This is a genomic window from Ensifer aridi (genome assembly GCF_002078505.1).
Classification (GTDB): domain Bacteria; phylum Pseudomonadota; class Alphaproteobacteria; order Rhizobiales; family Rhizobiaceae; genus Sinorhizobium; species Sinorhizobium aridi.
The window spans coordinates 164,826-179,700 of sequence record NZ_LUAV01000002.1; the positions used below are offsets into that span (position 1 = coordinate 164,826).

At 64.1% G+C, this 14,875-nt stretch carries 14 protein-coding genes; 12 read left to right on the forward strand and 2 right to left on the reverse strand.

Annotated elements, in window-relative coordinates; all coding sequences use genetic code 11:
• The first annotated feature begins 45 nt into the window (after positions 1-45).
• From AYK65_RS01080 to AYK65_RS01095, 4 genes are all read left to right on the forward strand, one after another.
• Positions 46-369, forward strand: a complete 324-nt coding sequence (locus AYK65_RS01080; RefSeq protein ID WP_026613638.1) for a YbaB/EbfC family nucleoid-associated protein — start codon at positions 46-48, stop codon at positions 367-369.
• A 139-nt stretch (positions 370-508) separates the two neighbouring features.
• Entirely contained in the window at positions 509-1,120 is a 612-nt protein-coding gene (locus tag AYK65_RS01085; RefSeq protein ID WP_046120113.1) for a LysE family translocator, read from the forward strand.
• A 49-nt stretch (positions 1,121-1,169) separates the two neighbouring features.
• Entirely contained in the window at positions 1,170-1,775 is a 606-nt protein-coding gene (recR, locus tag AYK65_RS01090) for a recombination mediator RecR (RefSeq protein ID WP_026621831.1), read from the forward strand.
• A gap of 10 nt (positions 1,776-1,785) precedes the next feature.
• Positions 1,786-3,084 carry a lytic murein transglycosylase gene (locus AYK65_RS01095; RefSeq protein ID WP_244559942.1) on the forward strand — a complete coding sequence of 433 codons (1,299 nt, stop codon included), beginning with the start codon at positions 1,786-1,788 and terminating at the stop codon, positions 3,082-3,084.
• A 102-nt stretch (positions 3,085-3,186) separates the two neighbouring features.
• On the opposite strand, the gene AYK65_RS01100 is transcribed toward AYK65_RS01095, so the two are convergent.
• A complete protein-coding gene (locus AYK65_RS01100; protein WP_081157810.1) occupies positions 3,187-3,705 on the reverse strand; it encodes a DUF6428 family protein in 519 nt (172 codons plus the stop codon).
• Between the two features lie 42 nt (positions 3,706-3,747).
• Here AYK65_RS01100 and AYK65_RS01105 point away from each other — a divergent pair, with 42 nt between their 5' ends.
• Together AYK65_RS01105 and arsK are read left to right on the forward strand one after the other, a co-directional pair.
• Complete coding sequence (locus AYK65_RS01105) at positions 3,748-4,113, forward strand: ArsR/SmtB family transcription factor (RefSeq protein ID WP_081157811.1); 366 nt, start codon at positions 3,748-3,750, stop codon at positions 4,111-4,113.
• Between the two features lies 1 nt (position 4,114).
• On the forward strand, positions 4,115-5,347 hold the full coding sequence (arsK, locus tag AYK65_RS01110) for an arsenite efflux MFS transporter ArsK (protein ID WP_046120069.1): 1,233 nt from the start codon (positions 4,115-4,117) through the stop codon (positions 5,345-5,347).
• Positions 5,348-5,607: 260 nt separating this feature from the next.
• Here arsK and AYK65_RS01115 read toward each other — a convergent pair whose 3' ends face one another.
• A complete protein-coding gene (locus AYK65_RS01115; protein ID WP_046120068.1) occupies positions 5,608-7,236 on the reverse strand; it encodes an MFS transporter in 1,629 nt (542 codons plus the stop codon).
• A gap of 259 nt (positions 7,237-7,495) precedes the next feature.
• Between AYK65_RS01115 and rimP the strand changes: the two genes are divergently transcribed.
• The 6 genes from rimP (at position 7,496) to truB (ending at position 14,871) form a co-directional block, all read left to right on the forward strand.
• Positions 7,496-8,113, forward strand: coding sequence for a ribosome maturation factor RimP (gene rimP / locus AYK65_RS01120; protein ID WP_026613631.1), 618 nt, complete (start codon positions 7,496-7,498; stop codon positions 8,111-8,113).
• 45 nt (positions 8,114-8,158) lie between these two features.
• On the forward strand, positions 8,159-9,775 hold the full coding sequence (gene nusA / locus AYK65_RS01125; RefSeq protein ID WP_081157812.1) for a transcription termination factor NusA: 1,617 nt from the start codon (positions 8,159-8,161) through the stop codon (positions 9,773-9,775).
• A gap of 5 nt (positions 9,776-9,780) precedes the next feature.
• Complete coding sequence (locus tag AYK65_RS01130) at positions 9,781-10,473, forward strand: RNA-binding protein (RefSeq protein WP_026613629.1); 693 nt, start codon at positions 9,781-9,783, stop codon at positions 10,471-10,473.
• Between the two features lie 105 nt (positions 10,474-10,578).
• Positions 10,579-13,245, forward strand: coding sequence for a translation initiation factor IF-2 (gene infB / locus AYK65_RS01135; RefSeq protein WP_046120067.1), 2,667 nt, complete (start codon positions 10,579-10,581; stop codon positions 13,243-13,245).
• Between the two features lie 274 nt (positions 13,246-13,519).
• Entirely contained in the window at positions 13,520-13,927 is a 408-nt protein-coding gene (gene rbfA, locus AYK65_RS01140) for a 30S ribosome-binding factor RbfA (protein ID WP_026613627.1), read from the forward strand.
• An 8-nt stretch (positions 13,928-13,935) separates the two neighbouring features.
• Complete coding sequence (gene truB / locus AYK65_RS01145; RefSeq protein ID WP_026613626.1) at positions 13,936-14,871, forward strand: tRNA pseudouridine(55) synthase TruB; 936 nt, start codon at positions 13,936-13,938, stop codon at positions 14,869-14,871.
• Positions 14,872-14,875: the final 4 nt, after the last annotated feature.

The window sequence follows — 14,875 nt, forward strand, 5'->3', positions numbered from 1 at the left end:
CGGCGCTTGAATTCAGGCAGACATACCAAAGGACAGGAGACGACGATGCGTGACATCATGGGCATGATGGGCAAGGTCAAGGAAATGCAAGAGAAGATGGAGAAGCTGCAGGCGGAGATCGCCGCGCTCGAAGTCGACGGCACGTCCGGCGGTGGTCTCGTCGCTGTCCGGCTCGACGGCAAGGGCCACATGAAGAGCCTGAAGATCGATCCCTCGCTCTTCAAGGAAGATGATGTCGAGATCCTCGAAGACCTGATCGTCGCCGCTCACAAGGATGCCAAGGACAAGGCCGAGGCCGTGCAGGCGGAAAAGACGCGGGAGCTCACCGCCGGCCTGCCGATCCCCCCGGGAATGAAGCTGCCGTTCTGATCGGCGGTCTTCGGGCGCGCTGCTGGCGCGGCCGAAAAAGCGTGTTAGCATGCGGCTTTCGCGTATCGGACGCCGGCAGTTGGCCAGCGCTCGTTTTCGATGAGAGCGAGCGCGCGTCATCTTGGAGGAGGAGATCGTCATGACCGTCGCGTCGCTGCTGGTGTTTGCCGGAGCACTGTTGATTGCCGCCGGATCGCCCGGACCGAGCATCGCGGCGCTCGTCGCGCGGGTACTGTCGAAGGGCGCGCGTGACGTGCTGCCGTTCCTTCTGGCGATGTGGATCGGCGAGGCAATCTGGCTTTCCTTTGCGGTCGCCGGCCTTGCAGCTATCGCCGAGACCTTTCACTGGCTGTTCGTCGCGATAAAATGGGCGGGCGTCGCCTATCTCCTTTTCCTCGCCTGGAAGATGTGGACGGCCGAGCCGCAAACGCCGGGCGAAAGCCTGCCGGAGGCACGATCGGCGGCGAAGATGTTCTTTGCCGGCCTGACGATCACCCTTGGCAATCCGAAGATCATGATGTTCTACGTGGCGCTGCTGCCCTCGATCATCGATCTCGGCTCGGTCACCCTGTTCGGCTGGGCGGAGCTCGTTGCCACCATGTTCGTCGTTCTCGTCGTCATCGATCTCGCCTGGGTCATGATGGCCGCCAAGGCGCGCCAGTTCTTGAGTAGCCGCCGCGCAGTGAGGATCGTCAATCGCGCCAGCGCCGGCACGATGGCCGGTGCGGCCGTAGCGATTGCAACGCGCTGACGCGCTCAAGACGATTCCGTTCGGCGGCGAGATGCGCTAAAAGCCCGCCATGGCAAAGCGAGTCACCGGCCCAGAAATCGAAAAACTCATCCAGCTCCTGGCGAAGGTGCCGGGCCTCGGCCCCCGTTCCGCCCGCCGGGCGGCATTGCATCTCGTCAAGAAGAAGGAGCAATTGCTCGGCCCCCTGGCGGAGGCAATGGGCGAGGCGCATCGCAAGGTCAAGATCTGCTCCTGCTGCGGCAATGTCGATACCATCGACCCTTGCACCGTCTGCACCGACGAGCGGCGCGATCAGTCGGTGATCATCGTCGTCGAGGACGTCGCCGATCTCTGGGCACTGGAGCGTGCCGGGGCGATGAATGCCGCCTATCATGTGCTCGGCGGCACGCTGTCGCCGCTCGACGGCATCGGCCCGGACGACCTGAACATCAGGGGCTTGGTCGACCGCGTCTCCAAGGGCGGAGTGCGTGAACTGATCATTGCCGTCAACGCCACCGTCGAAGGCCAGACGACGGCGCATTACATCACCGACCAGCTCGAAGGCATGGAGGTGAAGATCACCCGCCTTGCCCATGGCGTTCCGGTCGGCGGCGAGCTCGACTATCTCGACGAGGGCACGCTGGCCGCCGCGCTCAGGGCGCGCACCACCATTTGAAGGGATGCCGATGCGTTTGAAATCTCGCGTTCGCTCATGGTTTGCCGGTCTCTGCGCTGAGGGGGGTAAGCGCCGCGCCGGCCTGCTCGCTACCGTCGCCGCGTTCCTCACCCTCCACCTTCCGGCTTACGCCGCCACCAAGGCCGATGTCGAAAACCAGTTCCGGCAATGGCTTCAGAGCGACCTTTGGCCGGAGGCGCAGCAGGCCGGCGTTTCGAGCGCGGCCTTCAAAGCGGCCTTTGCCGATGTGAAGCTCAATTGGGAGCTGCCCGACCTTGCGCCCCCCGGCTTTCCCAAACCCAAGGTACGCAAACAGAGCCAGGCCGAGTTCTCTTCGCCCGGCTCCTATTTCTCGGAGAAACGCCTTCAGGGGCTGGCCGCGACCGGCCGCAGCCTCGCCTCCGCCCATGCCTCGACCTTGAAGCGGATCGAAGAGACCTATGGCGTTCCGGGGCCGATCGTTCTCGCCATCTGGGGCAAGGAATCCGGCTTCGGCCGAGCGAAGATCCCGCATCCGATCATGGATGTGCTGGCGACCAAGGCTTTCATGTCGACGCGGCCGGAGCTTTTCCGGCGCGAGCTGATCGCGGCGCTGCATATTCTTCAAAGCGGTGACGTCCAGGAGGCGGAAATGCGCGGCTCCTGGGCCGGCGCCATGGGCCAGCCGCAATTCCTGCCTTCGAGCTTCCTGAAATATGCCGTGGATTTCGACGGCGACGGCCGCCGCGACATTTGGAATTCAGTACCGGACAGCCTCGCCTCGATCGCCAACTATCTCTCTGAGAAGGGCTGGCAGGGCGGCCGCGACTGGGGTTTCGAGGTGGCGATCCCTGCAGGCGTCTCCTGCGCCCAGGAGGGGCCGGACCTCGCCCGTCCGATTGCCGAATGGGCCGGCATGGGGATCGGCCGCATCTCCGGCAAGCCCTTTCCGGCAGGAGAGCGGTCGGCCGCAGGCATGATGCTGGTCCCGGCCGGCACGCACGGACCGCAATTCATTGTCACGCCCAATTTCTACGTGATCAAGGAATACAACAACTCCGATCTCTACGCGCTTTATATCGGCAATCTCGCCGATCGCATCGCCACGGGCGGCGGTGCTTTCCGCAGCGCATGGGGCGATGTGGGCGGCATGCTGCGATCCGACGTTCTCGGCATGCAGAAGGCGCTCGTCGCCATGGGCTACGACGTCGGCAAGGCCGACGGGCTACCCGGCTACAAGACACGCCGTTCGCTCGGCGACTGGCAGGGCAAGAACGGCCTGGCACCGACCTGCTTTCCCGATCCGTCGCTGAAGTCGAAGCTGCGCTGACTTTGGGTGTGAAAACCTGACGCTTAGTACTCGACGCAGACGCTGCTCTGGGTGGGGAGCGGAAGTCCGACAGTCGCTGGACTAATGTCTGATCCGCGGCCGTCACCGGAATTCCGGGCGCGTTGGGCCGCAGCAGCTCGATTGTGAGGCGGCGACCTGTGCGGCCAGCCATCGGTCCCGGGGCTTGCAGCTCGACGGACGGGGTGCGAGGTGAACGACGAGGCTGTCACCCCGCTCCACGGGTTCCTCGGCACAGTAGAGTTGCATCGGCTTCACGCCATCGCTGACCTCAAACGTCAGTTTCGCCGAGCCGTCGAGGGCGACGTGTTCGGAGACCTTCCTGACGATCGCCGAGAATTTCCCCGCCGTCATGTGCGTGCGATCACCGTCATCGACGTCCCAGAGCTGAACGAAGATTTCCGACCATGCTTCGGGGTTCGCTCCACAATCCAAGGCGGAGAACTGGCCAGCCTTGACTTCCGTGACGTGGTAGCCAGCGCGGACCGTCTTGCCGTCGTACTCGAACACGAGCGGCATGGCGGCAGCTTCTCCCAGCTTTTCCAAGAGTGCGGCAAGCGTGATGTCGGCGGGCGCGTGCCGGGTATTGCGGGAGAGCGTCATCTGGGCTACTCCTTGATTCAACATTTTTAGGATTGTTGAAATATGGATGAACGTCAAGCCCTCATGTCCTTTGCGGCTCTCTCTCAGGAGACACGGTTGGGGATTGTCAGAACACTCGTCGTGGCGGGTCCCAATGGCATGGCAGCAGGCTCCATCGCAGAAACCATGGGTGTTTCACCGTCGAATGTGTCCTTTCACCTGAAGGAACTGGAGCGGGCCGGATTGATCACACAGAGGCGGGAAGCCCGCTCGATTTTCTACAGCGCCAACTACGATGCACTGTCCGGCGTCGTGAAGTTCCTGATGGAGGACTGCTGCGCCGGGCACCCCGGCATACGTGCGCTCGTCGACCAGGACGATGGGTGCTGCCCGACTTCCTCCGCCACGATCGAAGGCGAGAATGCTTGAAATGAAGCCCGGTATCCCCGTGGCGATTGTCGCCGCGCTCGGTCTCACCCAGATCGTCGGCTATGGCACGCTCTACTACAGCTTCAGCGTTCTCGCGCCGGGGATGGCGCGCGACCTCGGCCTGAACGTCGAGCAGGTGTTCGGCGTCTTCTCCGCTTCGCTGCTCGTGGGCGGTCTTTCGGCCCCGTTCGTCGGGCGATGGATGGATCGGGTCGGCGCTGCGACGATCATGACCATTGGCTCGGGGATCTCCGCACTTGCCCTTATGCTTTGCGCGTGGTCTCCCTCGATAGCGGTGTTCGCTTTCGCGATCGTGCTGCTGGAGGTGGCATCCGGGATGGTGCAATATCAGGCGGCTTTTGCGACGCTTGTGGAAAGCCGGCCCAAGGCGGCTTCACGCAGCATCACCTATCTCACCTTGATCGGGGGCTTTGCGTCGACGATTTTCTGGCCGATCGCCACGAGCCTTAATGAGCACCTGACATGGCGCGAAATCTACACCGCCTACGCGGCATTGAACCTGCTCGTCTGCCTCCCGCTTCACCATTGGATCATGCGAAGCCGGAGGTCCGAAGCAGCCGCATTCACCCGCCAAGACGGTGAGGCGATCGTCGGCGCGCTTCCGCCGGAGGTCAGGCGACGTGGCATGTTTCTTGTGTCATTGGCTTTTGCCCTGCAGGGGTTCGCGCTTTCGGCGATACTGACGCATATGGTTCCAATGCTGGGATCGATCGGTTTCGGCACGGCAGCGGTGGTCATCGGGTCGCTGTTCGGGCCCGCGCAGGTCTTGAGCAGGCTCATCAATATGGCATGCGGCAAGAACCTGCCGCCACCGATGCTCGCGACGCTCTCGGCCGCCCTGATCGTCGTGGCTGTTGTCGTTCTTGGCGTATCCGGAAAGTGGCTGCCTGGTGCTGTGGTCTTCGCAATCTGTCTTGGTCTCGGATCGGGCATCAACAGCATTGCCCAGGGTGCGCTGCCGCTCTGGCTGTTCGGATCGGTTGGCTACGGCGCAATTACCGGCCGCATGTCCGCCGCCCGGCTGGTGGCGGGTGCACTTGCTCCGTTCATTTTCTCCGTATTGATGGAGCGGCTCGGGATCAACGTTGCGTTGATGGCCAATGGGTGCCTTGGTGCAGTGGGTATGGCGGCATTCATTGCGGTGGCGTCGGCCGCGAAACGCACCGCCACTACGACGCCATGGGCACCGCCGCCGTGCACGTCTAATCAGTGAGCGAAATACAGAACAACGCTACCGATCACCTGCGCGAGTCCGAGCACGACGCAGGCAGTGAACAGGATCGGCTTCGACAGGGCTTGTTCCAGTTTACCGTTGATCTCTGCATTCCGAATTGCCTGCGGACGACTTGTTGGGCAGGTGCGACTTCCTTTCGAGCGGAAGCATAGTCAGGGCGCCACCGGCGAATGACGGCGTTGGGGTCGAAACCGGCATTTCGGCTCCGGTATTACGCGTCGGATTTTCCTGTCCGCCGCTCAATGCATCTCCACCGGCCGCTTGTAGCGCTCGTAATGATCGGGGATGATCGTCTGCCGTTCAATCATCCGGTGGACGCGCGGCGGCTGGTCGCCGCGATGTAGCGCCGTGAGTTTGTCGCCGACCGACGCGTCGGCTTGCGTGCGCCGCTGGTTGTGGCGGACATATTCGACCCAGGTCGGCACGTGATAGGTCTCCGTCCAGGTCGTTGGGTTTTCGAGGTCGCGCATCAGCGCCCAATGCCCGGCGCCGTCACGAATGCGGATGCGGCGGCGTTCGGCCATCGTCTTCAGGAACTCGGGTATGTCGTCGTCGGCGATCTCGTAGTCGATCATGACCACGATCGGACCGCTGCGCGGCTTCAAGTCGAGCGCAAGCAGCGGCTCGTTGAAGCGGTTCAAGGGGTCGAGGTTCAGCGACGTGAACTCCGGCAGGGCGAAACGCAGGCCGATGGCGGCGCCGGCGAGCATCAGAAGACAGGAGCCGATGAGCGCATTGGCGGCGCCGTATTGTTCGGCGGTCACGCCCCAGAGCCAGCTTCCGCCGGCAATGCCTCCGAAGGTAGTGGTCTGGTAGAGGGAGAGCGCCCGGCCGACCACCCAGCGCGGCGTCGAGAGCTGTACCGTCGTGTTGAAGAGCGACAGCGCCAGCACCCAACAGGCGCCGGAGACGGTGAGAACGAGTGACGTCAGCCAGGCCTCGGAGCTGATCGCCGTGACCAAGGCGCTCAAGGCGAAACCCGCGAAGGCATAGCGCACGATCGCCTCGCTCGTCAGAAACTCCCGGAGCCTTGCGCTGAGCAGCGCGCCGCCGATCGCGCCGAGGCCGAAGGCGCCGAGCATGATGCCGTAAGTGAGCGGGCCACCACCGACGAGGTCGCGCGCGACGAGCGGCAGGAGCGCGAGGATGGCGCTCGCCGAGACGCCGAAGGCGAAGCCGCGCAAGAGCACCTTGCCGATGTTTGGCGACATCGCCACGTAGCGCAGCCCGGCGGAGACGGCCCGTCCGAGCGTTTCACGCGGCAGCCGGCTTTCCGGGACACTGGGCCGCCAGCGGAAAAGCGCGAACAAAATTGCGAAATAGCTGAGCGCATTGGCCGCGAAGGCAGCCGCGGCGCCGGCGGCCGCCACGATCGCGCCGCCGATTGCCGGACCGACGCTGCGGGTGATGTTGAAGCCCATGCTGTTCAGCGCCACCGCCGCCGGGAGGTCGTCTCGCGGGACCATGTCGCCGACCGAAGCCTGCCAGGACGGATTGTTGAGCGCCGTGCCGCAGCCGAGCAGGAAGGTGAAGGTGAGAAGCAGCCACGGCGTTACCAGGCCGAAATAGGCAAAGATCGTCAAAACCGCCGAAACGACGAGCATGAAACCTTGCGCGACGAGCATGATCCGCCGCCGGTCGAAATTATCGGCGAGTGCGCCCGAGACGACGGAGAAGAGCATGATCGGCAGCGAGGTCGACGCCTGCACCAGCGCCACCATGTTTACCGATTGCGAGATCGACGTCATCAACCAGGCCGCACCCACCGCCTGGATCAGCCCCCCGAAATTGGAGGCGAGGCTGGCGATCCAGATGGTGCGGAATGTTTCGTGCCGGAAGGGAGCCAGCGGCGATATGCGGTTCGTCACCTCTTGATCTCGCTCGTTCGATGCCGATATAGGATGCCTTCGTTATAAACCTCGAAATGTGGCGCGCCAGCCGCTGAAATTTGCGGTTAGCTCGGCTTTGTCGCAATTTGCGAGGGTTCGTTGCCTGGATTGGCCGCAAGCCTTGCAATTTGGGGCGAGGAAGCGTATATGGGCCTCAAATTCTTGATCGGTTAGATGAAGAGTGGGCCCGACAGGACCCGCTCTTTTTTATTAGCCGGTCCGATGAGGAGACGAGCGTTTGTCTGATACGACAACGGCTGAAAATGCAAACGAACCTCGGCTGATCACCGAGACGGGCCTCGACCGGCGCATTGCCGACATTATCGAGCCGGTGCTGGTTCAGATGGGCTTTCGCCTGGTGCGTGTGCGCATGTCCGGGCAGAACGGTCTGACGCTGCAGATCATGACCGAGCGCAACGACGGCACCATGACCGTCGAGGATTGCGAAGAGGTCTCGAAGGCGATCTCGCCGGTGCTCGATGTGGAAGATCCGATCGACAAGGCGTATCATCTCGAAGTGTCGTCGCCGGGTATCGATCGCCCGATGGTGCGCAGGTCCGATTTCGTCCGCTGGCAGGGCCATCTGATGAAGTGCGAGACCTCGGTGATGGTCGAGGGGCGTAAGCGCTTTCGCGGCAAGATCGTGGCGGTCACCGAGGACGGTTTTCGGCTCGAGCGTGATCAGCCGGCCTATGGCGAGGAGCCGACCGTCACCATCCCGTTCACGGCCCTTTCCGAAGCGCGGCTGATCCTGACGGACGACCTCATCCGCGATGCGCTAACGGCCGACAAGAAGGCGAAGGCCGCGCGCGCCGCCAACGAAAACTTCGAAGACGAAGACAGAGATAGCGAATAAGGCAGGGTGCGCCCTCGAGGCCTCTGCAACAGACGGAGACAAGATATGGCAGTCAGTGCTAACCGGCTCGAACTTCTGCAGATCGCAGATGCTGTGGCGCGCGAAAAGGTGATCGACCGTGAGATCGTTCTGGCCGCGATGGCTGACGCGATCCAGAAGGCGGCTCGCTCGCGTTATGGTTCGGAATCGAACATCCGCGCGGACATCAATCCGAAGACCGGTGAAATCCGTCTCCAGCGCCTCCTGGAAGTGGTCGAGAAGGCCGAAGACTACTCGACCCAGATCCCGATCGAGCTCGCCCGCGACCGCAATCCGGACGCCAAGCTCGGTGATTTCATCGCCGACCCGCTGCCGCCGATGGATTTCGGCCGCATCGCCGCTCAATCCGCCAAGCAGGTGATCGTGCAGAAGGTGCGCGAGGCCGAGCGCGACCGTCAGTATGAGGAATTCAAGGACCGCGTCGGCGAGATCGTCAACGGCACCGTCAAGCGCGTCGAATATGGCAATGTCATCGTCGATCTCGGCCGTGGCGAGGGCATCATTCGCCGCGACGAGATGATCCCGCGCGAAAACATGCGCTACGGCGACCGCGTCCGCGCCTTCGTCTACGACGTCCGCCGCGAGCAGCGCGGCCCGCAGATCTTCCTGTCGCGCACGCATCCGCAGTTCATGGTGAAGCTCTTCACCATGGAAGTGCCGGAGATCTATGACGGCATCATCCAGATCAAGTCCGTTGCCCGCGACCCGGGTTCGCGCGCCAAGATCGCCGTCGTCTCGAACGACTCGTCGATCGATCCCGTCGGCGCCTGCGTCGGCATGCGCGGCTCGCGCGTGCAGGCGGTCGTCGGCGAGCTCCAGGGCGAGAAGATCGACATCATCCCGTGGTCCCCGGATCCGGCCTCCTTCATCGTCAATGCCCTGCAGCCGGCGGAAGTGACAAAGGTCGTCCTCGACGAGGACGCCGAGCGCATCGAGGTCGTGGTTCCGGACGAGCAGCTTTCGCTCGCCATCGGCCGTCGCGGCCAGAACGTCCGCCTCGCCTCGCAGCTTACCGGCTGGGATATCGATATCCTGACCGAGCAGGAAGAGAGCGAGCGGCGCCAGAAGGAATTCAACGAGCGCACCCAGCTCTTCATGGAGGCTTTGGACGTCGACGAGATGGTCGGCCAGGTGCTTGCCTCCGAAGGCTTTGCCCAGGTCGAAGAGCTTGCCTATGTCGAGCTCGACGAGATCGCCTCGATCGAGGGCTTCGACGAGGAGACCGCGACCGAGATCCAGACGCGCGCCCGCGAGTATCTCGACAAGATCGAGGCGGAGATGGACGCCAAGCGCCGGGAGCTCGGCGTTGCCGACGAGCTGCGCCAGATCGAGGGCCTCACCGGCCAGATGCTGGTGGCTCTCGGCGAGGAGGGCGTCAAGACGGTCGAGGATTTCGCCGGCTGCGCCGCCGACGATCTCGTCGGCTGGACCGAGCGCAAGGACGGCGAGACCAAGCGCTTCGAGGGCATCTTCTCGAAATTCGAGGTCACCCGTGAGGAGGCCGAGGCGATGATCGTTCAGGCGCGGCTTGCTGCCGGCTGGATCACCGAAGAGGATCTCGCGAAGGACGAGGAGCAGGATGAGGCGCTCGAGGTCGCCGAAGGCGCGGATCAGGACGCCTGATCGCGATGATCGTCGAGACCGAGGCCGACGCCCTGCCTTCGGACAAGGGGCCGAAGGACCGCAGCGGCAGCAGCCGGACCTGCATCGTCACGCGCGAGAGCGGCTCTCCCGATGAGCTGATACGCTTCGTTGCCGGGCCCGACGGTCGCATCGTGCCCGACCTGAAGCGGCAGCTTCCCGGGCGCGGCTGCTGGGTCAAGGCCGAGCGGGGGCTTGTCGAGAAGGCGGTGGCGAAGAAGCTCTTCGCCCGCGCGCTCCGGGCCGATGTCAATGCCGACGCGGCGCTTGCCGACGAGGTGGAGCGGCTTCTCGTCGAGCAGCTCGCTGGCATGATGAACATGGCGCGCAAGGCGGGCCAGTTCGTCTCCGGTGCAATGAAGACGGAGCAGGCGGTGCGTGGTCTCGCGGCGCTTGCCGTCTTCCACGCGATCGATGCGGCCGCCGATGGCGTCCGCAAGATCGATCAGGCTCGCAAGGCGATGAGCTTCGTCAGCGAGGACGAAAAGGAAATACCCGCCTTCCGCCCCTTCACGGCGGCGGAAATGGACGGACTTTTGGGAAGTAATGCCTTTATCCATGCCGCAGCGCTTGCAGGGCAGGCGGGTGAGGGTGTAGTGAAGCGCGCAATCATGCTCGAAAAGTACCGAGGATCCGTCCCGGTCCGGGCCGAAGGCGGCGCTGGCAAGCCACAGCAATGACACGCGTCACCGGCAGATGCCGGCATCGCGAGCGCTGTTCGAGACAAATTGGAAGACGGGGTCAGGTGTTACGCATCCGGCCCTGATCGCTAGGAACGGAACGGAATGACCGACAACAAAGACGACAAGACACTCAGCGTAGCGGGCAAGAAGACGCTGACCCTGAAACCCTCCGGGGTGCAGCAGGGCACGGTGCGCCAGGATATGGGCCGCGGTCGCACCAAGGCGGTCGTGGTCGAAACCAAGAAGAAGTTCGGCAGCCTGACGCGGCACAAGGACGAGCGGCCGATTACGCCGGTGAGTGCGACGCCCGCGGCTCGGCCCGCCGAGCCGCGGCCCGTTCAGCCGCATCCGGCCGGCCGTCCGGCGCCGCAGCCACAGCCACATCAGCCGCGTGCGGAGCAGAACCGTCCCCGGGTCGGCGTCGTCCTAAACGACCTCTCGGCCGGTGAGATGGAAGCCCGCCGTCGCGCCCTTGCCGAAGCCCAGGTTCGCGATGCCGAGGAAGCCAAGCGCCGCGCTGAAGAGGAAGCGCGCCGCCGTGTGGAGGAAGAGGCGCGCATCGCCCGTGAGAAGGAAGAAGCTGCCCGTCGCGCCGCCGAGGAGGCCGCGCGTCCAGCAGCCGAGAAGGCTCAGGAGAGTCTCGAGGACGAGCGCCCGGTCGTCGCCGAGCGCCGCCCTGATGCCCGCCCGCAGCCGGTGCGTCCGGCTCCCGCCGCGCCCACGCCCGAGGCTCCGGTAAGCCCGGCGCTTCGTGGCCGCCGGCCGAGCCTCGAGGACGAGGATGAACGCCCGCGCGGCGGCGCCGCTGCCGTCCGTGGCAAGGTAGCGCGTCCGGAGCCGGCAAAGCCCGTCACCCGTCCGAAGGGCGACGATGGCCGCCGCCAGGGCAAGCTGACGCTTACGGCCGCCGTCGACGAGGACGGTGGTCAGCGCGGCCGCTCGCTCTCGGCGATGCGTCGCCGTCAGGAGAAGTTCAAGCGCAGCCAGATGCAGGAAACGCGCGAGAAGATCTCGCGTGAAGTCGTGCTGCCGGAGACCATCACGATTCAGGAACTGTCGCAGCGCATGTCCGAACGCGCCGTCGACGTCATCAAGTTCCTGATGAAGGAAGGGCAGATGATGAAGCCGGGCGACCTGATCGATGCCGATCTCGCCGAGCTCATCGCCGGTGAATTCGGCCACACGGTTAAGCGCGTCTCCGAGTCGGACGTCGAGGAAGGTATCTTCAACATTGCCGACGCCGCAGAAGAGATGGTGGCGCGTCCGCCGATCGTGACGATCATGGGTCACGTCGACCACGGCAAGACCTCGCTGCTCGACGCGATCCGGCACGCCAACGTGGTTGCCGGCGAAGCGGGCGGCATTACCCAGCATATCGGCGCCTATCAGGTCGAGCAGAACGGCCAGAAGATCACCTTCATCGACACGCCCGGCCACGCCGCCTTCACGGCCATGCGCGCCCGCGGCGCCCAGGCGACGGACATTGCCGTCCTCGTCGTCGCGGCCGATGACAGCGTGATGCCGCAGACGATCGAATCGATCAACCACGCCAAGGCGGCGAACGTGCCGATCATCGTGGCGATCAACAAGATCGACAAGCCGACCGCCAACCCGCAGAAGGTTCGCACCGAGCTGCTGCAGCATGAGGTCTTCGTCGAATCCATGGGCGGTGAGGTTCTCGACGTCGAGGTTTCGGCGAAGAACCATACGAACCTCGACAAGCTGCTCGAAGCGATCCTGCTGCAGGCCGAAATTCTCGACCTCAAGGCCAATGCCAACCGGACGGCCGAGGGTGTCGTCGTCGAGGCCGAGCTCGACCGCGGCCGCGGTGCGGTTGCCACCGTCCTCGTTCAGAAGGGCACGCTGACGCCCGGCCAGATCATCGTCGCGGGCGACCAGTGGGGCCGCGTACGCGCGCTTGTCAACGACAAGGGCGAGCATGTGAAGTCCGCCGGACCGTCGACACCGGTGGAGGTCCTCGGCCTCTCCGGCACGCCGGCCGCCGGCGACCGCTTCGCGGTCGTCGAGAACGAGAGCCGTGCGCGCGAGATTTCCGAATATCGCCAGCGGCTTGCCCGCGAGAAGGCGGTTGCACGCCAGTCCGGCTCGCGCGGTTCGCTCGAGCAGATGATGAGCCAGCTACAGACCTCCGGCGTCAAGGAGTTCCCGCTGGTCGTCAAGGGCGACGTGCAGGGCTCGATCGAAGCGATCTCCGGTGCGCTGGAGAAGCTCGGCACCGACGAAGTGCGCGCGCGCATCGTCCATTCGGGTGCCGGCGGCATCACCGAGTCGGACATCTCGCTCGCGGAAGCCTCGAATGCCGCCATCATCGGCTTCAACGTCCGCGCCAACAAGCAGGCGCGCGACGCGGCCGAGCGCGCCGGCATCGAGATACGCTACTACAACATCATCTACGACCTGGTGGATGACGTTAAGGCGGCGATGTCCGGTCTGCTTTCGCCGGAACGGCGCGAGACCTTCCTCGGAAATGCCGAGATCCTGGAGGTGTTCAACATCACCAAGGTCGGCAAGGTCGCGGGTTGCCGCGTCACCGAGGGCAAGGTCGAGCGTGGCGTCGGCGTCCGCCTCGTGCGCGACAACGTCGTTATCCACGAAGGCAAGCTCAAGACGCTCAAGCGCTTCAAGGACGAGGTCTCCGAGGTACAGTCCGGCCAGGAATGCGGCATGGCCTTCGAGAATTACGAGGACATCCGCCCCGGCGACACGATCGAGTGCTTCCGCGTCGAACACGTCACGCGGACGCTCTGAGCGGGTTGAGGAAAAGTGCGAAGCGGTTTTGCGCTCGCATCCCGCTCCATTTCTAAGGGCAGATCACGGTCAGGATTTGGATTGCATCAATCCAAATCCTCGTGATCCGTGTCGATCCGGCAGGAGATTGGCGAGCGCCGGATCGGCTCCGGCGCTCGCATTTTTTTGAGCGAGGAATAGCGCGCGGTTGTCCGCCCGCCTCTCGCATGTTGGAACCGACCACGCTTCGACCAGGCTCAATGCGGCCCGACGTCGTGGTCCAGGGTAAGGTATGATGACCAAATCCACATCTTCCGCTCCGTCCCAGCGCATGCTGCGCGTCGGCGAACAGGTGCGCGCCGCGATCACGCAGGTGCTGCAGCGCGGCGAAGTGCGTGATCCGCTGATCGAAAAGACGGTGATTTCCATTTCGGAAGTCCGCATGTCGCCTGATTTGAAGATCGCCACCGCCTATGTGACGCCGCTCGGGCTCAAGGATCACGCGGCGGTCATCGACGCGCTGAACAAGCATGCTAAGTACATTCGCGGCCGGCTCGGGCCGCAGCTCCGGCAGATGAAATACATGCCGGATGTGCGCTTCCGCGACGATACCAGCTTCGAAAACTACCAGAAGATCGACGAGTTGCTGCGCTCCCCCGAAGTCAGCCGAGACCTCGATTCCGATACCGACGATAAAGAATAAGAAGACCAATGTCCAAGCCGCGCAAACCCAAGGGCCGTCCGATTTCGGGCTGGCTAATCCTCGACAAGCCCCTCGATTTCGGCTCGACCGAGGCGGTGTCCAAGATCAAGTGGCTGTTCAAGGCGCAGAAGGCCGGCCACGCCGGTACGCTCGATCCGCTGGCTTCCGGCATGCTGCCGATCGCGCTCGGCGACGCGACGAAGACCGTGCCTTACGTCATGGACGGCCGCAAGATCTATGAGTTCACGGTCGCCTGGGGCGAGGAGCGCTCCACCGACGACCTCGAGGGCCAGGTCGTCCGTTCTTCAGCGGCACGGCCGACCGAGGAGGCGATCCGCGCCCTTCTGCCGAAATACACGGGCGTGATCAGCCAGGTGCCGCCGCAGTTTTCCGCGATCAAGATCGACGGCGAACGCGCCTACGATCTCGCGCGTGACGGCGAGACGGTCGAGATCCCGGCGCGCGAGGTGGAAGTATTCCGTCTGTCGCTGATCGGCTCGACGCCGCATCTCGCCCATTTCGAGATCGAATGCGGCAAGGGCACCTACGTCCGATCGCTCGCCCGCGACATGGGCCGCGACCTCGGCTGCTACGGCCACATCGCGTCTCTGCGTCGTACCTTCGTCGCCCCTTTCGGCGAGGAGGACATGGTACCGCTCGCCGATCTCGTCGCGCTGGAGAAGATCGAGGACGATGCCGAGCGGCTCGCTGCTCTGGACGAGTTCCTGATCGAGACCGGCGAGGCTCTTTCGGACCTGCCGCACGTTGCCGTCAACGACGACCAGGCGCACCGCTTGCGGATGGGCAACCCCATCATCCTGCGCGGCCGCGACGCGCCGCTGCCGGCCGCCGAGGCCTATGCGACGGCGCGTGGAAAACTCGTGGCGATCGGCGAGATCGCCGAGGGAGAGTTTCGCCCGAAGCGGGTGTTCGCCACCCAGTGATTCT

Coding starts and splice junctions, on each gene's coding strand:
- AYK65_RS01080 (WP_026613638.1), top strand. CDS start 46: ATGCGTGACATCATGGGCATGATGGGCAAGGTCAAGGAAATGCAAGAG.
- AYK65_RS01085 (WP_046120113.1), top strand. CDS start 509: ATGACCGTCGCGTCGCTGCTGGTGTTTGCCGGAGCACTGTTGATTGCC.
- recR (WP_026621831.1), top strand. CDS start 1,170: ATGGCAAAGCGAGTCACCGGCCCAGAAATCGAAAAACTCATCCAGCTC.
- AYK65_RS01095 (WP_244559942.1), top strand. CDS start 1,786: ATGCGTTTGAAATCTCGCGTTCGCTCATGGTTTGCCGGTCTCTGCGCT.
- AYK65_RS01100 (WP_081157810.1), bottom strand. CDS start 3,705: ATGACGCTCTCCCGCAATACCCGGCACGCGCCCGCCGACATCACGCTT.
- AYK65_RS01105 (WP_081157811.1), top strand. CDS start 3,748: ATGGATGAACGTCAAGCCCTCATGTCCTTTGCGGCTCTCTCTCAGGAG.
- arsK (WP_046120069.1), top strand. CDS start 4,115: ATGAAGCCCGGTATCCCCGTGGCGATTGTCGCCGCGCTCGGTCTCACC.
- nusA (WP_081157812.1), top strand. CDS start 8,159: ATGGCAGTCAGTGCTAACCGGCTCGAACTTCTGCAGATCGCAGATGCT.
- AYK65_RS01130 (WP_026613629.1), top strand. CDS start 9,781: ATGATCGTCGAGACCGAGGCCGACGCCCTGCCTTCGGACAAGGGGCCG.
- infB (WP_046120067.1), top strand. CDS start 10,579: ATGACCGACAACAAAGACGACAAGACACTCAGCGTAGCGGGCAAGAAG.
- rbfA (WP_026613627.1), top strand. CDS start 13,520: ATGACCAAATCCACATCTTCCGCTCCGTCCCAGCGCATGCTGCGCGTC.
- truB (WP_026613626.1), top strand. CDS start 13,936: ATGTCCAAGCCGCGCAAACCCAAGGGCCGTCCGATTTCGGGCTGGCTA.